Here is a 17678-nt window from a genome sequence, read left to right as displayed (position 1 = left end):
TCGGCGCTAGACGCTGCGGCGGCGGGCGCGCGGTGAGGGCCGCGACTCCAGCCAGGACAGGAATGCGGTCAGTGCGCAGACTCGATGCCGCCTACGGGTTCGCGGCGCCGCCGCCGGGCCGCCACAGCACGTCCCCGTCGGGGTTGGCCGACCGGGCCAGGATGAACAGCAGGTCCGACAGCCGGTTCAGGTATTTGGCCGGCAGCACGCTGACCCCGTCGGGGTGGGAATCGAGCGCGGACCACGCCGAGCGCTCGGCGCGGCGCACCACGGTGCGGGCGACGTGCAACAGCGCCGACAACGGCGAACCGCCGGGCAGCACAAAGGAATTCAGCGCCGGCAGGGGCTCATTATATTTGTCGCACCACGCCTCGAGCCGATCGACGTAGGACTGGGCGACCCGCAGCGGGGGATGTTCGGGGTTCTCCACCACGGGGGTGGAGAGATCTGCACCGGCGTCGAACAAGTCGTTCTGGATCTGGCGCAGCACGCCGGCGATTTCCTCGTCGGGTTGGCCGAGGGCGATCGCGACGCCGATCGCGGAGTTGGCCTCGTCACAGTCCGCGTACGCCACCAGGCGCGGGTCGTTTTTGGAGACCCGTGAGAAATCGCTCAATCCCGTCGTTCCGTCGTCGCCGGTTCGCGTATAGATGCGGGTCAGGTGTATCGCCATGAGCCAAACGGTACTCGGCAGGCGGCCGCGATCGATTGCTTGACTTCTCCTCACTCCGCTCCGCGGAGTGCATCGTCGTCAAGCGAGCTTGACTGACAAGCCGATACCGCTTCACTAGACTGACGCGGGTGGCTGAGCGATTCGTGGTGACCGGCGGTACCCGGTTGTCAGGCGAAGTCGCTGTGGGGGGCGCCAAGAACAGCGTGCTCAAGCTGATGGCGGCGACCCTGCTGGCCGAGGGCACCAGCACCATCACCAACTGCCCGGACATCCTCGACGTTCCGCTGATGGCGGAGGTATTGCGCGGCCTGGGCGCCACCGTCGAACTCGACGGCGACGTCGCCCGCATCACCTCGCCCGACGAACCCAAGTACGACGCCGACTTCGCCGCGGTGCGACAGTTCCGCGCTTCCGTTTGCGTGCTCGGGCCACTTGTCGGCCGGTGCAAGCGCGCCAGGGTCGCGCTGCCGGGCGGTGACGCGATCGGTTCCCGGCCGCTGGACATGCATCAGGCCGGCCTGCGGCAGCTGGGCGCGCAGTGCAACATCGAGCACGGGTGCGTGGTTGCTCAGGCAGAAACGTTGCGCGGCGCGGAAATTCAGCTGGAGTTCCCCTCGGTGGGGGCCACCGAGAACATCCTGATGGCCGCCGTCGTCGCGGAGGGCGTCACCACGATTCACAACGCGGCGCGCGAACCGGACGTGGTGGACCTGTGCACGATGCTGAACCAGATGGGCGCGCAGATCGAAGGCGCGGGATCGCCGACCATGACGATCACCGGCGTCCCGCGGCTGCACCCCACCGAGCATCGGGTGATCGGGGACCGCATCGTCGCCGCCACGTGGGGTATCGCCGCCGCGATGACCCGGGGCGACATCAAGGTCACCGGCGTCGACCCGGCCCACCTGCAGGTGGTGCTGCACAAGCTGCACGACGCCGGTGCGACCGTCACCCAGACCGACAACAGCTTCCGGGTCGCCCAGTACGAGCGCCCGAAGGCCGTCAACGTGGCGACGCTGCCGTTCCCCGGTTTTCCCACTGACCTGCAGCCCATGGCGATCGCGCTGGCATCGATCGCCGACGGCACCTCGATGATCACCGAGAACGTGTTCGAGGCGCGCTTCCGGTTCGTCGAGGAGATGATCCGGCTGGGCGCCGACGCTCGCACCGACGGGCACCACGCCGTCGTGCGTGGCCTGCCGCAACTTTCCAGCGCGCCGGTCTGGTGCTCGGACATCCGGGCCGGCGCCGGCCTGGTGCTGGCGGGGCTGGTCGCCGACGGCGACACCGAGGTTCACGACGTCTTTCACATCGATCGCGGCTACCCGTTGTTCGTGGAAAACCTCGCGATTTTGGGAGCGGAGATCGAGCGGGTAGAGTAGTCAAAGTCAGTGCCCCACAAGGGCGGTCACCTCACGAAGATGGCCGAAACCGGGGCTTGACTCCCTCGCCGGATCGGTACTAGCCTGGCACGGCTGCCCCGCAGCGGTCACCACCATGAGATGGCCAAAACTGGGGCTTGACGCCTCCGCCAGACCGGTATTAAGCTGGCAGGGTTGCCCGGAAGCGGGCGAAGACAAGCGTGAGTGTTGTTTGAGAACTCAATAGTGTGTTTGGTCTTTTTATTTTGTTGTTGTTTTTGACCATACTTGCACCCCCCGTGTGTGGGTATGGTCGTTTTTTGATGCCAGTAATATTGGTGTCTTTTGTTAGGTCAGATTTTCTCTGATTGTAAATTCACCTCGTTATCGAGGGGTTTTTGTTTGGAGAGTTTGATCCTGGCTCAGGACGAACGCTGGCGGCGTGCTTAACACATGCAAGTCGAACGGAAAGGCCCCTTCGGGGGTACTCGAGTGGCGAACGGGTGAGTAACACGTGGGTAATCTGCCCTGCACTTCGGGATAAGCCTGGGAAACTGGGTCTAATACCGGATAGGACCCCGAGGCGCATGCCTTGGGGTGGAAAGCTTTTGCGGTGTGGGATGGGCCCGCGGCCTATCAGCTTGTTGGTGGGGTGACGGCCTACCAAGGCGACGACGGGTAGCCGGCCTGAGAGGGTGTCCGGCCACACTGGGACTGAGATACGGCCCAGACTCCTACGGGAGGCAGCAGTGGGGAATATTGCACAATGGGCGCAAGCCTGATGCAGCGACGCCGCGTGGGGGATGACGGCCTTCGGGTTGTAAACCTCTTTCAGCAGGGACGAAGCGCAAGTGACGGTACCTGCAGAAGAAGCACCGGCCAACTACGTGCCAGCAGCCGCGGTAATACGTAGGGTGCGAGCGTTGTCCGGAATTACTGGGCGTAAAGAGCTCGTAGGTGGTTTGTCGCGTTGTTCGTGAAATCTCACGGCTTAACTGTGAGCGTGCGGGCGATACGGGCAGACTGGAGTACTGCAGGGGAGACTGGAATTCCTGGTGTAGCGGTGGAATGCGCAGATATCAGGAGGAACACCGGTGGCGAAGGCGGGTCTCTGGGCAGTAACTGACGCTGAGGAGCGAAAGCGTGGGGAGCGAACAGGATTAGATACCCTGGTAGTCCACGCCGTAAACGGTGGGTACTAGGTGTGGGTTTCCTTCCTTGGGATCCGTGCCGTAGCTAACGCATTAAGTACCCCGCCTGGGGAGTACGGCCGCAAGGCTAAAACTCAAAGGAATTGACGGGGGCCCGCACAAGCGGCGGAGCATGTGGATTAATTCGATGCAACGCGAAGAACCTTACCTGGGTTTGACATGCACAGGACGCCGGCAGAGATGTCGGTTCCCTTGTGGCCTGTGTGCAGGTGGTGCATGGCTGTCGTCAGCTCGTGTCGTGAGATGTTGGGTTAAGTCCCGCAACGAGCGCAACCCTTGTCTCATGTTGCCAGCGCGTAATGGCGGGGACTCGTGAGAGACTGCCGGGGTCAACTCGGAGGAAGGTGGGGATGACGTCAAGTCATCATGCCCCTTATGTCCAGGGCTTCACACATGCTACAATGGCCGGTACAAAGGGCTGCGATGCCGCAAGGTTAAGCGAATCCTTTTAAAGCCGGTCTCAGTTCGGATCGGGGTCTGCAACTCGACCCCGTGAAGTCGGAGTCGCTAGTAATCGCAGATCAGCAACGCTGCGGTGAATACGTTCCCGGGCCTTGTACACACCGCCCGTCACGTCATGAAAGTCGGTAACACCCGAAGCCAGTGGCCTAACCCTTTGGGAGGGAGCTGTCGAAGGTGGGATCGGCGATTGGGACGAAGTCGTAACAAGGTAGCCGTACCGGAAGGTGCGGCTGGATCACCTCCTTTCTAAGGAGCACCACGAAAAGCACCCCAATTGGTGGGGTGCAAGCCGTGAGGGGTTCTCGCCTGTAGTGGGCGGGGCCGGGTGCACAACAGCAAATGATTGCCAGACACACTATTGGGCCCTGAGGCAACACTCGGATCGATTGAGTGCTTGTCCCCCCATCTTGGTGGTGGGGTGTGGTGTTTGAGAACTGGATAGTGGTTGCGAGCATCTAAACGAATGCGTTGCCTCCGAAATGGAGTGTGGCGGATTCGTTGAAATGTGTAATTTTTCTTTGGTTTTTGTGTTTTGTAAGTGCTTAAGGGCGCATGGTGGATGCCTTGGCATCGAGAGCCGATGAAGGACGTGGGAGGCTGCGATATGCCTCGGGGAGCTGTCAACCGAGCGTTGATCCGAGGATTTCCGAATGGGGAAACCCAGCACGAGTGATGTCGTGTTACCCGCATCTGAATATATAGGGTGCGGGAGGGAACGCGGGGAAGTGAAACATCTCAGTACCCGTAGGAGAAGAAAACAATTGTGATTCCGTCAGTAGTGGCGAGCGAACGCGGAACATGGCTAAACCGCACGCATGTGTAACCGGGTAGGGGTTGTGTGTGCGGGGTTGTGGGATTGATACGTCTCAGCTCTACCTGGCTGGGAGGTAGTCAGAAAGTGTCGTAGTTAGCGGAAGTGGCCTGGGATGGTCCGCCATAGACGGTGAGAGCCCGGTACGCGAAAACTCGGCACCTACCTTGTATCAACTCCCGAGTAGCAGCGGGCCCGTGGAATCTGCTGTGAATCTGCCGGGACCACCCGGTAAGCCTAAATACTTCTCGATGACCGATAGCGGATTAGTACCGTGAGGGAATGGTGAAAAGTACCCCGGGAGGGGAGTGAAAGAGTACCTGAAACCGTGTGCCTACAATCCGTCAGAGCCTCCTCGTGGGGTGATGGCGTGCCTTTTGAAGAATGAGCCTGCGAGTCAGGGACATGTCGCAAGGTTAACCCGTGTGGGGTAGCCGCAGCGAAAGCGAGTCTGAATAGGGCGCTTGAGTGGCATGTTCTGGACCCGAAGCGGAGTGATCTACCCATGGCCAGGGTGAAGCGCGGGTAAGACCGCGTGGAGGCCCGAACCCACTTAGGTTGAAGACTGAGGGGATGAGTTGTGGGTAGGGGTGAAAGGCCAATCAAACTCCGTGATAGCTGGTTCTCCCCGAAATGCATTTAGGTGCAGCGTTGCGTGTTTCACCACGGAGGTAGAGCTACTGGATGGCCGATGGGCCCTACTAGGTTACTGACGTCAGCCAAACTCCGAATGCCGTGGTGTATAGCGTGGCAGTGAGACGGCGGGGGATAAGCTCCGTACGTCGAAAGGGAAACAGCCCAGATCGCCGGCTAAGGCCCCAAAGCGTGTGCTAAGTGGGAAAGGATGTGCAGTCGCAGAGACAACCAGGAGGTTGGCTTAGAAGCAGCCACCCTTGAAAGAGTGCGTAATAGCTCACTGGTCAAGTGATTGTGCGCCGATAATGTAGCGGGGCTCAAGCACACCGCCGAAGCCGCGACAACCGCAAGGTTGGGTAGGGGAGCGTCCCCCATTCAGCGAAGCCGCCGGGTGACCGGTGGTGGAGGGTGGGGGAGTGAGAATGCAGGCATGAGTAGCGATAAGGCAAGTGAGAACCTTGCCCGCCGTAAGACCAAGGGTTCCTGGGCCAGGCCAGTCCGCCCAGGGTGAGTCGGGACCTAAGGCGAGGCCGACAGGCGTAGTCGATGGACAACGGGTTGATATTCCCGTACCCGTGTGTGGGCGCCCGTGATGAATCAATTCTGCTAACCACCCAAAAGGTGGTCTATCAATCCCTTCGGGGTGCGAAGATCGCCGGCTGCGTGGGACCCGGATTGGTAGTAGTCAAGCAATGGGGTGACGCAGGAAGGTAGCCGTACCAGTCAGTGGTAATACTGGGGCAAACCTGTAGGGAGAGCGATAGGCAAATCCGTCGCTCATATTCCTGAGAGGTGATGCATAGCCGATTGAGGCGAATTCGGTGATCCTCTGCTGCCAAGAAAAGCCTCTAGCGAGCACACACACGGCCCGTACCCCAAACCGACACAGGTGGTCAGGTAGAGCATACCGAGGCGTACGAGATAACTATGGTTAAGGAACTCGGCAAAATGCCCCCGTAACTTCGGGAGAAGGGGGGCCGGAATACCGTGAACAGCCTTGCGCTGGGAGCGGGATCCGGTCGCAGAAACCAGCGAGAAGCGACTGTTTACTAAAAACACAGGTCCGTGCGAAGTCGCAAGACGATGTATACGGACTGACGCCTGCCCGGTGCTGGAAGGTTAAGAGGACCCGTTAACCCGCAAGGGTGAAGCGGAGAATTTAAGCCCCAGTAAACGGCGGTGGTAACTATAACCATCCTAAGGTAGCGAAATTCCTTGTCGGGTAAGTTCCGACCTGCACGAATGGCGTAACGACTTCTCGACTGTCTCAACCATAGACTCGGCGAAATTGCACTACGAGTAAAGATGCTCGTTACGCGCGGCAGGACGAAAAGACCCCGGGACCTTCACTACAACTTGGTATTGGTGTTCGGTACGGTTTGTGTAGGATAGGTGGGAGACTGTGAAACCCCAACGCCAGTTGGGGCGGAGTCGTTGTTGAAATACCACTCTGATCGTATTGGACACCTAACGTCGAACCCTTATCGGGTTCACGGACAGTGCCTGGCGGGTAGTTTAACTGGGGCGGTTGCCTCCTAAAATGTAACGGAGGCGCCCAAAGGTTCCCTCAACCTGGACGGCAATCAGGTGGCGAGTGTAAATGCACAAGGGAGCTTGACTGCGAGACTTACAAGTCAAGCAGGGACGAAAGTCGGGATTAGTGATCCGGCACCCCCGAGTGGAAGGGGTGTCGCTCAACGGATAAAAGGTACCCCGGGGATAACAGGCTGATCTTCCCCAAGAGTCCATATCGACGGGATGGTTTGGCACCTCGATGTCGGCTCGTCGCATCCTGGGGCTGGAGCAGGTCCCAAGGGTTGGGCTGTTCGCCCATTAAAGCGGCACGCGAGCTGGGTTTAGAACGTCGTGAGACAGTTCGGTCTCTATCCGCCGCGCGCGTCAGAAACTTGAGGAAACCTGTCCCTAGTACGAGAGGACCGGGACGGACGAACCTCTAGTGCACCAGTTGTCCCACCAGGGGCACCGCTGGATAGCTACGTTCGGACAGGATAACCGCTGAAAGCATCTAAGCGGGAAACCTTCTCCAAGATCAGGTTTCTCACCCTTTTAGAGGGATAAGGCCCCCCGCAGAACACGGGTTCGATAGGCCAGACCTAGAAGCCCAGCAATGGGTGCAGGGAACTGGCACTAACCGGCCGAAAACTTACCAAACACAACAACTCGCAACCACATTCCAGCGCCTGACAGAAATGTCGTGGCGCACCACACCCCCCACCAATACACCAACAAAATAGAGTTCCGTAATAGAGTTACGGCGGCCACAGCGACAGGGAAACGCCCGGTCCCATCCCGAACCCGGAAGCTAAGCCTGTCAGCGCCAATGATACTGCCCACTCGGGTGGAAAAGTAGGACACCGCCGAACATATACAAAAACACCCCCGGCAACGGGGGTGTTTTTGCATTCGCCATTAATCGAATAGCGTCAAATTCTCGCTACGCTTTTCCAATTCGAGCAGTGTGCGTTTTCGGTCGAGGCCGCCACCGAACCCGGTCAGGCTTCCATTGGCGCCGATCACCCGGTGGCAGGGGACGACGATGGCGATCGGATTGTGGCCGTTGGCCCAGCCGACGGCCCGCGCGGATCCCGGGGCCCCGATCTGCTCGGCGATTTCCCCGTACGAACGGGTCTCGCCGTACGGGATCGTCAACAGCGCCTTCCATACCCGCCGCTGGAACTCGGTGCCACCCAGCTCGAGCTGGATGTCGAACTCGGTGCGCTCGCCAGCGAAGTACGCGACCAGTTGTTCGACGGCGTCGTCGAAGGCCCGGGGATCGGGCGCCCAGTCCGCGCGGTCGGGTTCGTAGGTCTGGTCGACCATTCGCAGATTCGTCAGAACCGACCCGTGCCCCGCCAGGGTCAGGAACCCGATCGGGCTGTCGATCGTGCGGTAGCGGATCATGCGACCTCCAGTGGTGGCCAATGGTTTACCGGATGCTCGAGGGTGGTCCAGAGATGCTGGGTGGCGTAGGAGCGCCAGGGCCGCCAACGCGCGCTGCGTTCGACGAGCCTTCGCTGATCCGCGGGCAACCCGAGTTCCTCTGCGGCCAAGCGGAGTCCGAGGTCGCTGGCGGGAAAGGCGTCCGGATCGCCCAGCGCGCGCATCGCGATCACCTCCGCGGTCCAGGGACCGACGCCCGGCAGCGCCAGCAGCTGCGCGCGGGCGCTGTCCCAATCGCTGCCCGCGTCCAGGACGATGCTTCCGTCGGCGAGCCCCGCGACCAGCGCGGCGAGCGTTCGTTGCCGGGCCGTGGGGACCGCCAGGTGGATCGGATCGATCTCCGCCAGCTGTTCGACGGACGGGAAGGTGTGGGTCAGTGCGCCCGCGGGATCCTTGATGGGGCTCCCGTAGGCCGCGACCAGCCTGCCCGCGTGTGTTCTCGCCGCCTTGGTCGACACCTGTTGGCCGAGCACGGCGCGCACGGCGAGCTCGGCCTCGTCGACAGTGCGCGGAACCCGTTGCCCCGGGGCCTTTTTCACCACCGGTGCCAGCTCCGGATCGGCGGTCAGCGCGTCCACCACGGCTTCGGGATCGGCGTCGAGGTCCAGCAACCGCCGGCAGCGGGCGATCGCGGTGGTGAGGTCGCGGAAGTCGTCGAGCGTCAGTTGGCAGCGCACGTGGTCGACGGCCGGCGTCAGCGTCACGACGGCGCCGCCCCGCGGCAGCCGAAGGCTGCGCCGGTAGGCGCCGTCGCGGACCTCCTCACAGCCGGGCACCATGCCGGCCGCGAGGTGACCGAATACGCCCTCGTAGGCGAACGGTGTGCGCACTGGTAGCCGGAGGCACAGCGCCCCAGGCGAATTGGTGCCCGACGTCGACCGCGCCGCGGCGCGTTTGCGCAGCGCCGTCGGTGTGACCTCGAACACCAGACGCACGGTGTCGTTGAACTGGCGGATGCTGGAAAACCCGGCGGCGAAGGCGACATCGCCGAACGGTAGGTCCGTGGTCTCGATGAGCACCCGGGCGGTCTGCGCCCGTTGTGCGCGGGCCAGCGCCAGTGGCCCGGCGCCGACCTCGGCCTGCAGGAGGCGCTCCAGCTGACGGGTCGTGTAACCGAGGCGGGCCGCGAGTCCGCCGACGCCTTCGCGGTCCACCGTGCCGTCCGCGATCAGCCGCATGGTGCGCGCGACGACGTCACCGCGCATGTTCCATTCGGGTGATCCGGGCGACGCGTCGGGACGGCATCGCTTGCAGGCGCGGAATCCGGCTTTCTGCGCGGCCGCCGCGGTCGGATAGAACCGCACGTTGCGGGCGAAGGGTGGCCGCACCGGGCAGCTGGGCCGGCAATAGATGCGCGTGGTCAACACCGCCGTGACGAACCAACCGTCGAAGCGGGCGTCCTTGGACTGGACGGCCCGGTAGCAGCGCTCGAAATCTTCGTGCACGGTTCCACACTTACACCCGCCCACCGACAAAACTGGCGGAAAAGCGACATGATCGTGGGCGGGCGGCCGGTCGCCGGGTTGCTGCCCTCACAGGGTCGCGGCGGACGCGATGAAGTCCCGGGCCGGGCGCGACAGCGGCCGGCCGGAACTCCAGATCATCCCGACGTCGCGGTAAGCGTCGGCGTCGGCCAGCGGCAGCACACTCATCCCGGGTGCGTGCTCGGTGCCGTCAATGGGCATCAAGCTGATGCCCAGGCCCGCGGCGACCAGTCCCGCGGTTGTGGTCAGGTTGGCCGATTGCAGGACGATCCGCGGCTGGAATTGCGCTGCGGCGCAGAGCTCGTCGAGCAGCCGCCGCATGCCGAACCCGGGATGCATGGCCACGAAGGGCTCGTCGGCCAGGTCGGTCATGCTCACCACCGCAGCGGCCGTGAGCCGGTGCCCGGGCGGGACGGCGACGCCGAGGCGCTGACGAAACAGGCTGCGCCAGGCGAACGTTGGCCCGCGCGGCCGCGGCGAAACCACCCCGACGTCGACCGACCTGGATTGCACGAGATCGCCGATCGATTCGGCCGCACCTTCCTCGAGCGTGAATGCCACGCGCGGTGACGCCGCGGTGAACCCCGCGATCAAGCGCGGCACCACCGTCGACCCGAACGAACTCAAGAACCCAAGCCGGATCTCGCTGACCGCCGGATTCGCCAGGTCCTCGATCGCCCGTCGGGCCGAGTCCAGCTCAAGCTGTGCCCGGCGCGCGTGCTCGTAAAAAATGCGGCCGTAAGTGTTCAGCGCGAGGCGCCTGCCGCGTCGTTCGAACAGCGCGATGCCCAGCCGGCGTTCCAGGCGCGCCAACATCCTGGTGAGCGTCGGCTGCGCGATATGGAGCTGTTCGGCCGCGGACGTGACGTTCTGAAGCTCCGCGAGTGTGACGAACCACTCGTAATCGCCCTCAACCAACGCTGTCACCTCTACTTATGTAATAAATGCATCATAACTCGACAAACAATTCATTTCCTTTCCCAGGCCCCGGCGCGAAACATCGTTGCCATGCCTCACGCGACCTCGAGTCCTACCGCCCACCGAATCGGAAGCAGCGGATACCGGCGGGTGACCGCAGCGCTCTACGGCGCCGGCCTGGCCAGTTTCGCCGCGATGTATTGCACCCAGGCCCTGCTGCCGGCCTTCTCGACCTATTACCGGATCAGCCCTGCCACCGCCGCATTGACAGTCGCGCTGACCACGGGGGTGCTGGCGCTGTCGATCATCCCCGCGAGCGTGCTCTCCGAGCGCTACGGGCGCATCCCCGTGATGCTGACGTCGGGAGTCGCCTCCAGCGTGATCGGGTTGCTGTTGCCCTTCAGTCCCTCGCTCGGCGTTCTGCTCGCGGGCCGCGCGCTGCACGGCGTCGCGCTCGCCGGGATACCGGCGGTCGCAATGGCTTTCCTCGCCGAAGAGGTGCACGCGTCGTCGCTCGGTTCGGCGATGGGGCGGTACATCGCCGGGACCACCGTCGGTGGGCTGACCGGGCGGATCGTTCCTTCGCTGGTCGTCGATGTCAGCAATTGGCGGGTCGCGCTGTTGGTGTGCTCGCTGACGACGCTGGCCGGCACGGCCGTCTTCGCCGTCCTGGTGCCCCGGTCGCAGTTCTTCACCCCGAAGGCCACAAACGTGCGCGCCACTGCACGTAACCTCGCCGCGCATCTGCGAAACCCCGTGTTGCTGAAGCTTTTCGCGTTGGGCTTCACGCTGATGGGCGGCTTCGTCACGGTGTACAACTACCTGGGCTACCGGTTGGCCGCCCCGCCGTTCGGACTGGCGCCGTCGCTGGTCGGTCTGTTGTTCGTGCTGTACCTGGCCGGCACTTGGACGTCGGTGGTGGCCGGGCGGCTGGCCGACCGCCGCGGACGCGCGCTGGTGCTGGGCGGTGCCTTGCCGATCACGGTGACCGGCCTGGCGCTGACCGTCCCGCATTCGGTGATCGCGGTCGTCGTCGGGCTCGGCGTGTTCACCGGCGGATTCTTCGCCGCGCACACCGTGGCCAGCGGGTGGGTGGGCGCGGCGGCGCGCCGGGACCGCGCCGAGGCCTCGGCGCTCTACCTGTTCAGCTACTACCTGGGCGGGTCGGTCGCCGGCGCCTTCGGCGGCCTGGTCTACGGCGCCGGCGGCTGGCCGGCCACGGTCTGGTTCGTGGGCGCCCTCGTCCTCGGCGGCGTGGCGCTCGCGGTGTTCTTGGTGAGGGAAACGGGCTTCCGCTCAGGCGCCGAACAACTGGCCGATCTTCGAAAAGAGTTGCCAGACCCCATAAGTGAACGGGACGGCGACCCACACCCAGGCCAGTGCGATGAGGGCGGGACCGATGCGACGGTCGGGGACCGGCTTAGTCATGCGTGTGCCTCCGGCTGAAGATCCGAAATGGTCTCGGGCGCCCCGGCGTCGCCGGGCGGGGCGGGCACGTGATGCTTGGCGGCCACCGGCCCGATCAGCTCGTTGCAGACCAGCCCGACGACCAGCAGGGCGATCATCACGCTGAACGACACGATGTAGAGGTCCGGGCCATGCTTCCCGGCCGCCTTCTGCGAGTCGGCGATCGCGTTCACGATCAGCGGGCCCAGCACGCCCGCGACCGACCAGGCCGTCAGCAGCCTGCCGTGGATGGCGCCGACCTCGTAAGTGCCGAACAGGTCACGCAGGTACGCGGGAACGGTCGAGAACCCCGCGCCGTAGAACGACAGGATCAGCACGGTGCACAGCAGGAAGGTCAGCTTGCTGGAATTGGTCGTCAGCGCCAACGTGAGATAAAGAACGGCGCCGCCGCCGAGGTAGAGCCGGTACATGTTCTTGCGACCAAGCGCATCCGACAACGACGACCAGCCGATCCGGCCGAGCATGTTGGCCAGCGACAGCAGCGCGACGAACCCGGCGGCCGCGGAGGCCAACGCCGCCGCGCGGGGCGCCCTCGGGAAGAAGTCCTGGTAGATCGGCGAGGCCTTCTCCAGGATGCCGATGCCGGCGGTCACGTTGAAACAGAGCACCACCCACAACAGCCAGAACTGGGGCGTCTTGATCGCGTTGGCCGCCGACACACCGGCCGTGGTAATCAGCGATCCGGCCTTGTGCGGCTTGGGTTTCCAACCCTCCGGCGTCCAATCCGGCGCCGGCACCCGGATCAGCAGGCACCCCATCGCCATGAACACCGCATAGGCACATCCCATCACCAGGAAGGTCCTGGCCACACCGGCGGTGCTGTTGCGGCCGAACGCGTCGAGCAGGCTGTTCGTCCACGGGGACGCGATCAGGGCCCCACCGCCAAAGCCCATGATCGCCAAGCCGGTCGCCATGCCGGGGCGATCGGGAAACCACTTGATGAGCGTCGACACCGGCGAGATGTAGCCGATACCGAGGCCGACCCCTCCAACGACCCCGTACCCCACTACGACGAGCCAGTATTGGTGAACCGAAACTCCGCATCCGGCGATCAGCAACCCGCTGCAAAAGCACACGGTGGCAACGACCATGGCCCAGCGCGGTCCGTAGTGGTCAACCCGCGTGCCGAACGCCGCGGCCGAAAGGCCCAGCATCACAATGGCGACAGTGAACGGCATCGCGCTCGCGGTTCCGGAGACGTGCAGCGATTTCTCCAGCGGGATCTTGAAGACACTCCAGGCGTAGGCCGAGCCGATGGCCAGGTGGATGGACAGCGCGGCGGGCGGAACCAGCCAGCGGCTCCATCGGGGACCAGCGACTATTCTCGAACGATCAAGCAACGCAACGCTTGTCAAGATGCACCCTTCTGACGCGGGCACGGAGCTCCGTCCCGCCGCCACTATTGGCGCAGACTCACGCGGCGGTCAAGGCGCGATTTCTATTGTCCGATAATGGATTTCTATCGATACTGCTGAGCGCGTTGACCACAGGCGTTGTCACCCGGGATTTACTGCGCGTCGGCTAGGAACGCCAGCCGGGTTGGACGCTCGTGCCCCCGAAGGGTCACCGTCTCACCCAAAGACCAACGCGCCCTTTCCTCTTCGCTCGCGCCCTCGAGCGCGTCGGCCGTCGCGAGCAATCCACCGGGACGGGACTTGGCCAGCTCGCACAGCCGTGCGGCCTCGTTGACCGGCTCGCCGATCACGGTGTATTCGAACCGTTCCTTGGCGCCCACGTTGCCGGCGACGACCTGGCCCGCCGCCACGCCGATGCCGGCCTCGAGCTCGCACATCTCGGCGGCGAGCCGCTCGGCGATGCAACGCGCCGCGGCGAGGGCCTCGTTCTCGGGCGAGTCGAGATGATTCGGGGCTCCGAAAATGGCAAGCGAGGCATCGCCTTCGAACTTGTTGACCAGTCCGCGATGGCGGTCCACTTCCTCGACGACGATCGCGAAAAATCGGTTGAGCACGTCGACGACTTGGGTCGGGGGCTTACTGGTCACCAGTTGGGTGGAGCCGACGACGTCGATGAAAACGACGGCGACGTGTCGTTCTTCGCCGCCCAATTTCGGTCGCTCGCGCTCGGCCGCCAGGGCGACCTCGCGGCCGACGTGCCGGCCGAAAAGGTCGCGCACGCGTTCACGTTCACGCAGCCCGTCGACCATCGCGTTGAACCCGCGCTGCAGCTCGCCGAGCTCGGTCCCGTCGAAGACCACCAGGTTGCCGCGCAGGTTGCCCTGCTCGACGCGGCGCAGCGCCGCACGCACCACCCGCACCGGGGTCGCCGTCAGCCAGGCGAGAATCCACATCAGGGCGCAACCGAAGATGAGTGTGGCGACTGAAATGATCAGCACGCCGACCGCGAACTCGGTCTCGGTCAGGTTGCGCAGCAGGATCTGGAAAATTGCCAGCAGGCCGATGCCGATGACGGGCACGCCGGAACCCAGGAACCAGACGACCATCGTGCGGCCCATGATGCCCGCCGAAAACCGCCGTGGCGGTGGTCCCGCCTCAAGCGCCTGGGCGGCAATCGGGCGAAGCGCGAACTCTGCGAGCAGATAGCTGGCGGTGGCCACCAGGACGCCGCAGAAGCTGACGACGAGGAGGAACCTCGGGATGAACAATGTGTTGGCCAGACCGTAGAGCGTCGTGTACACCACCGTCCCGATGCCCCACAGGACGAGGTCGTACATGGCGAGTCGCCACGGCGCCAGGAAGGTGTTGCGCTCGTCCTCCGCGGTCGGTTCGCGCTCCTCGATCGCCCACCGCAAAGCGAGCACGGTGCGGCGGGTGATCCAATACGTGCCCACCGCCAGAGCCGCCGCGATGTAGGCCGGGGAGACCCCGAACGTGAGCCAGGCCGGCGCGTCGCGGAAGATGCTCGGCTCGGGAATCGCGACTATCACCAACAGCAGGGCCACCCCAATGCCGATCAGGTTCACACCGAGGACCAGCACCGTCATGATGACCTGGATGCGGATACGGCGCCGTCGTTGGCTTTCCGCCACCCGCCCGAGGATCAACGAGCCATATGCAGGGGTATCCGGCAGGCGGCCGCTCTGGCGGGTGATCCTCTCGAGCACCCGGCCGATACGTTGGGCCACGCTCATTTTGGCCGACATCGTGGCGCCAGCCTAATTTGTCGCCCACGCTCTAAGGTGAGTCGGGTGCGCCTTGTCATCGCCCAATGCACCGTCGACTACGTCGGCCGACTCACCGCACACCTGCCGTCGGCGCGACGGTTGCTGCTGTTCAAAGCCGACGGCTCGGTGAGCGTGCACGCCGACGACCGCGCCTACAAGCCGTTGAATTGGATGAGCCCGCCGTGCTGGTTGACCGAGGAGCTCGGCGATCAGGCGCCGGTGTGGGTGGTCGAGAACAAGGCGGGCGAGCAGCTGCGCATCACGGTGGAGGACATCGAACACGACTCGAGCCACGACCTGGGTGTCGACCCGGGACTGGTCAAGGACGGCGTGGAGGCCCACCTTCAGGCGTTGCTCGCCGAGCACGTGCAACTGCTGGGCGAGGGATACACGTTGGTGCGCCGCGAGTACATGACCGCGATCGGTCCCGTCGATCTGCTGTGTCGCGACGAACGGGGTGGCTCGGTCGCGGTGGAGATCAAGCGGCGCGGCGAGATCGACGGAGTGGAACAGCTCACCCGCTATCTCGAGTTGCTCAACCGCGACAGCGTTCTGGCGCCGGTCAAAGGCGTGTTCGCCGCGCAGCAGATCAAGCCGCAGGCGCGCACCCTCGCGACCGATCGCGGAATCCGTTGCATCACACTGGATTACGACAAGATGCGCGGTATGGATAGCGACGAATACCGGTTGTTCTGATGTGTCCGCGCCGCAAACCGCCACATGGTCAACGGCCAATCCCGTCGCCGGTGCTGGGCCGCGTGGAAATCGGCCCCGACGGTCACGAGTACCAGGTGCGGCCGATCGCGGCGGCCCGCGCGCTCAAGACCTACCGCTGTCCCGGCTGTGACCACGAAATACGTTCCGGCACAGCGCATCTGGTAGTGTGGCCGACCGATTCACCACACGCTGGGCTCGAGGACCGGCGGCACTGGCACACGCCGTGCTGGGCCAACCGCGCTACCCGCGGCCCGACCCGGAAGTGGTCCTAGAGCTCCGGCATGAATCGACGAGCGTGCGGCTGGCCGCACACTCGGCACCGAACGTGCGGCTGGCCGCACACTCGGCACAAGCCGGTCTTAAGAGGCCGGCTCCACCAACTCGATCAGGACACCGCCCGCGTCCTTGGGGTGGATGAAGTTGATCCGCGAGTTTGCTGTGCCGCGCCGCGCCGCGTCGTAGACCAGGCGGACGCCCTGCTCGCGCAGCTGCTCGCAGATGGTGTCCAGATCGCTGACCCGAACGGCCATCTGTTGGATGCCCGGGCCGCGCTTCTCCATGAACTTCGCGATCGTCGACGAGTCGTCGAGCGGGGCCATCAACTGCAGTTGCGCGGTGGTGCCGGGGACGGCCAGCATCGCCTCGCGGATGCCCTGGTCATCGTTGACTTCCTCGTGCACCAGGATCATGCCGAGGTGGTCGTGATACCAGGTGATTGCGGCGTCGAGGTCGGCGACCGCAATGCCGACGTGATCCAGGCCGGTCACCAAGGAGGTTGCCAGGAGGTGACGTGCATCAACTTGGTCGGTCGTCATCACACCACGGTAACGTGGCAGCAAAGATTCCGCTTCTCCAGGTAGCGGAAACGGCAGTTGATGCACGCTCAGGAGGAACTCGTGACGACGTCGGTGATAGTTGCTGGGGCGCGGACGCCCATCGGCAAGTTGATGGGATCGCTGAAGGATTTCTCGGCCAGCGACCTGGGCGCCATCGCGATCGCGGGCGCGCTGGAAAAGGCTAAGTTGCCGGCGAGTGCGGTCGAGTACGTGATCATGGGCCAGGTACTGACGGCCGGGGCAGGACAGATGCCGGCCCGGCAGGCGGCGGTCGCGGCGGGCATCGGCTGGGACGTTCCGGCGCTGACGATCAACAAGATGTGCCTGTCCGGCATTGATGCCATTGCGCTCGCCGACCAGCTCATTCGTGCCGGCGAATTCGACGTCGTGGTGGCCGGCGGCCAGGAGTCGATGACGAAGGCGCCGCATTTGCTGATGGACAGCCGGGCGGGCTACAAGTACGGCGACGTCACCGTCCTGGATCACATGGCCTACGACGGCCTGCACGACGTGTTCACCGACCAGCCGATGGGCGCGCTCACCGAGCAGCGCAACGACCTCGACAAGTTCACCCGTGCCGAGCAGGACGAGTATGCAGCGCGCTCGCACCAAAAGGCGGCCGCCGCCTGGAAGGACGGCGTCTTCACCGACGAAGTCGTGCCGGTCAATATCCCGCAGCGCAAGGGTGATCCGCTGCAATTCACCGAGGATGAGGGCATCCGGGCCAACACCACCGCGGAGTCCCTGGCCGGGCTCAAGCCGGCGTTTCGCCGCGATGGCACCATCACGGCCGGTTCGGCGTCGCAGATCTCCGATGGCGCGGCCGCGGTCGTGGTGATGAACAAGGCAAAAGCGCAGGAGCTGGGGCTTTCGTGGTTGGCCGAGATCGGCGCGCACGGCGTCGTGGCCGGACCGGATTCGACGCTGCAGTCCCAGCCCGCCAACGCGATCAAGAAAGCGCTCGGCCGCGAGGGGATTTCGGTCGACCAGCTCGACGTC

The 17678-nt window shown here is 64.1% G+C and carries 11 protein-coding genes, 3 rRNA genes and 1 pseudogene; 8 read left to right on the top strand and 7 right to left on the bottom strand.

What is annotated here, in order from left to right; genetic code table 11:
- Positions 1-91: 91 nt before the first annotated feature.
- A complete protein-coding gene (locus A5706_RS17825; RefSeq protein ID WP_068133074.1) occupies positions 92-673 on the bottom strand; it encodes a cob(I)yrinic acid a,c-diamide adenosyltransferase in 582 nt (193 codons plus the stop codon).
- Between the two features lie 128 nt (positions 674-801).
- On the opposite strand from A5706_RS17825, the gene murA reads away from it, so the two are divergent.
- The 4 genes from murA (at position 802) to rrf (ending at position 7538) form a co-directional block, all read left to right on the top strand.
- Positions 802-2055: a UDP-N-acetylglucosamine 1-carboxyvinyltransferase gene (gene murA, locus A5706_RS17820; protein ID WP_068133071.1), complete on the top strand. Its 1254-nt coding sequence runs from the start codon at positions 802-804 to the stop codon at positions 2053-2055.
- A gap of 378 nt (positions 2056-2433) precedes the next feature.
- A 16S ribosomal RNA gene (locus A5706_RS17815) occupies positions 2434-3953 on the top strand.
- A 286-nt stretch (positions 3954-4239) separates the two neighbouring features.
- Positions 4240-7326, top strand: a 23S ribosomal RNA gene (locus A5706_RS17810).
- A 99-nt stretch (positions 7327-7425) separates the two neighbouring features.
- Positions 7426-7538, top strand: a 5S ribosomal RNA gene (gene rrf, locus A5706_RS17805).
- Together the 16S, 23S and 5S rRNA genes form the textbook arrangement of a ribosomal RNA operon.
- Before the next feature lie 46 nt (positions 7539-7584).
- On the opposite strand, the gene A5706_RS17800 is transcribed toward rrf, so the two are convergent.
- The 3 genes from A5706_RS17800 to A5706_RS17790 all read right to left on the bottom strand — a co-directional run bounded on the left by A5706_RS17800 (position 7585) and on the right by A5706_RS17790 (position 10517).
- Positions 7585-8076 (bottom strand): methylated-DNA--[protein]-cysteine S-methyltransferase, encoded by a 492-nt coding sequence (locus A5706_RS17800; RefSeq protein WP_068133066.1) that lies wholly within the window; start codon positions 8074-8076, stop codon positions 7585-7587.
- Complete coding sequence (locus A5706_RS17795) at positions 8073-9560, bottom strand: DNA-3-methyladenine glycosylase 2 family protein (RefSeq protein ID WP_068133064.1); 1488 nt, start codon at positions 9558-9560, stop codon at positions 8073-8075. The genes A5706_RS17800 and A5706_RS17795 overlap by 4 nt, the downstream gene beginning before the upstream one ends.
- Before the next feature lie 87 nt (positions 9561-9647).
- The gene (locus tag A5706_RS17790) at positions 9648-10517 is read right to left on the bottom strand and encodes a LysR family transcriptional regulator (protein ID WP_068133078.1); all 870 of its coding nucleotides are present in this window, start codon (positions 10515-10517) and stop codon (positions 9648-9650) included.
- 90 nt (positions 10518-10607) lie between these two features.
- On the opposite strand from A5706_RS17790, the pseudogene A5706_RS17785 reads away from it, so the two are divergent.
- A pseudogene (locus A5706_RS17785) lies at positions 10608-11810 on the top strand (MFS transporter); the annotation flags it as partial.
- Positions 11811-11941: 131 nt separating this feature from the next.
- Here the strand turns inward: A5706_RS17785 and A5706_RS17780 are convergent.
- Both A5706_RS17780 and A5706_RS17775 read right to left on the bottom strand, forming a co-directional pair.
- A complete protein-coding gene (locus tag A5706_RS17780) occupies positions 11942-13339 on the bottom strand; it encodes an OFA family MFS transporter (RefSeq protein WP_068133061.1) in 1398 nt (465 codons plus the stop codon).
- Between the two features lie 152 nt (positions 13340-13491).
- Complete coding sequence (locus A5706_RS17775; RefSeq protein WP_068133058.1) at positions 13492-15105, bottom strand: adenylate/guanylate cyclase domain-containing protein; 1614 nt, start codon at positions 15103-15105, stop codon at positions 13492-13494.
- A gap of 45 nt (positions 15106-15150) precedes the next feature.
- Between A5706_RS17775 and nucS the strand changes: the two genes are divergently transcribed.
- Entirely contained in the window at positions 15151-15822 is a 672-nt protein-coding gene (gene nucS / locus A5706_RS17770) for an endonuclease NucS (RefSeq protein WP_068133055.1), read from the top strand.
- Positions 15822-16115 carry a hypothetical protein gene (locus A5706_RS32395; protein ID WP_156767199.1) on the top strand — a complete coding sequence of 98 codons (294 nt, stop codon included), beginning with the start codon at positions 15822-15824 and terminating at the stop codon, positions 16113-16115. Before nucS ends, A5706_RS32395 begins: the two co-directional genes overlap by 1 nt.
- 87 nt (positions 16116-16202) lie before the next feature.
- Here A5706_RS32395 and mce read toward each other — a convergent pair whose 3' ends face one another.
- Complete coding sequence (mce, locus tag A5706_RS17765; protein WP_139329694.1) at positions 16203-16661, bottom strand: methylmalonyl-CoA epimerase; 459 nt, start codon at positions 16659-16661, stop codon at positions 16203-16205.
- Between the two features lie 78 nt (positions 16662-16739).
- Between mce and A5706_RS17760 the strand changes: the two genes are divergently transcribed.
- Positions 16740-17678, top strand: a 939-nt coding sequence (locus A5706_RS17760; RefSeq protein WP_068133075.1) for an acetyl-CoA C-acetyltransferase, incomplete at its 3' end; no start/stop codon positions are given.

The sequence above is a fragment of the Mycobacterium sp. E796 genome, assembly GCF_001672815.1.
Classification (GTDB): domain Bacteria; phylum Actinomycetota; class Actinomycetes; order Mycobacteriales; family Mycobacteriaceae; genus Mycobacterium.
The sequence above is the reverse complement of the archived record's forward strand: the minus strand, read 5'-3'. Positions and strand labels throughout refer to the sequence as shown.

Excerpts from the sequence above, each read along its gene's own strand:
- A5706_RS17775 (WP_068133058.1), bottom strand. The coding sequence starts at position 15,105 with ATGTCGGCCAAAATGAGCGTGGCCCAACGTATCGGCCGGGTGCTCGAG.
- A5706_RS17825 (WP_068133074.1), bottom strand. The coding sequence starts at position 673 with ATGGCGATACACCTGACCCGCATCTATACGCGAACCGGCGACGACGGA.
- A5706_RS17800 (WP_068133066.1), bottom strand. The coding sequence starts at position 8,076 with ATGATCCGCTACCGCACGATCGACAGCCCGATCGGGTTCCTGACCCTG.
- A5706_RS32395 (WP_156767199.1), top strand. The coding sequence starts at position 15,822 with ATGTGTCCGCGCCGCAAACCGCCACATGGTCAACGGCCAATCCCGTCG.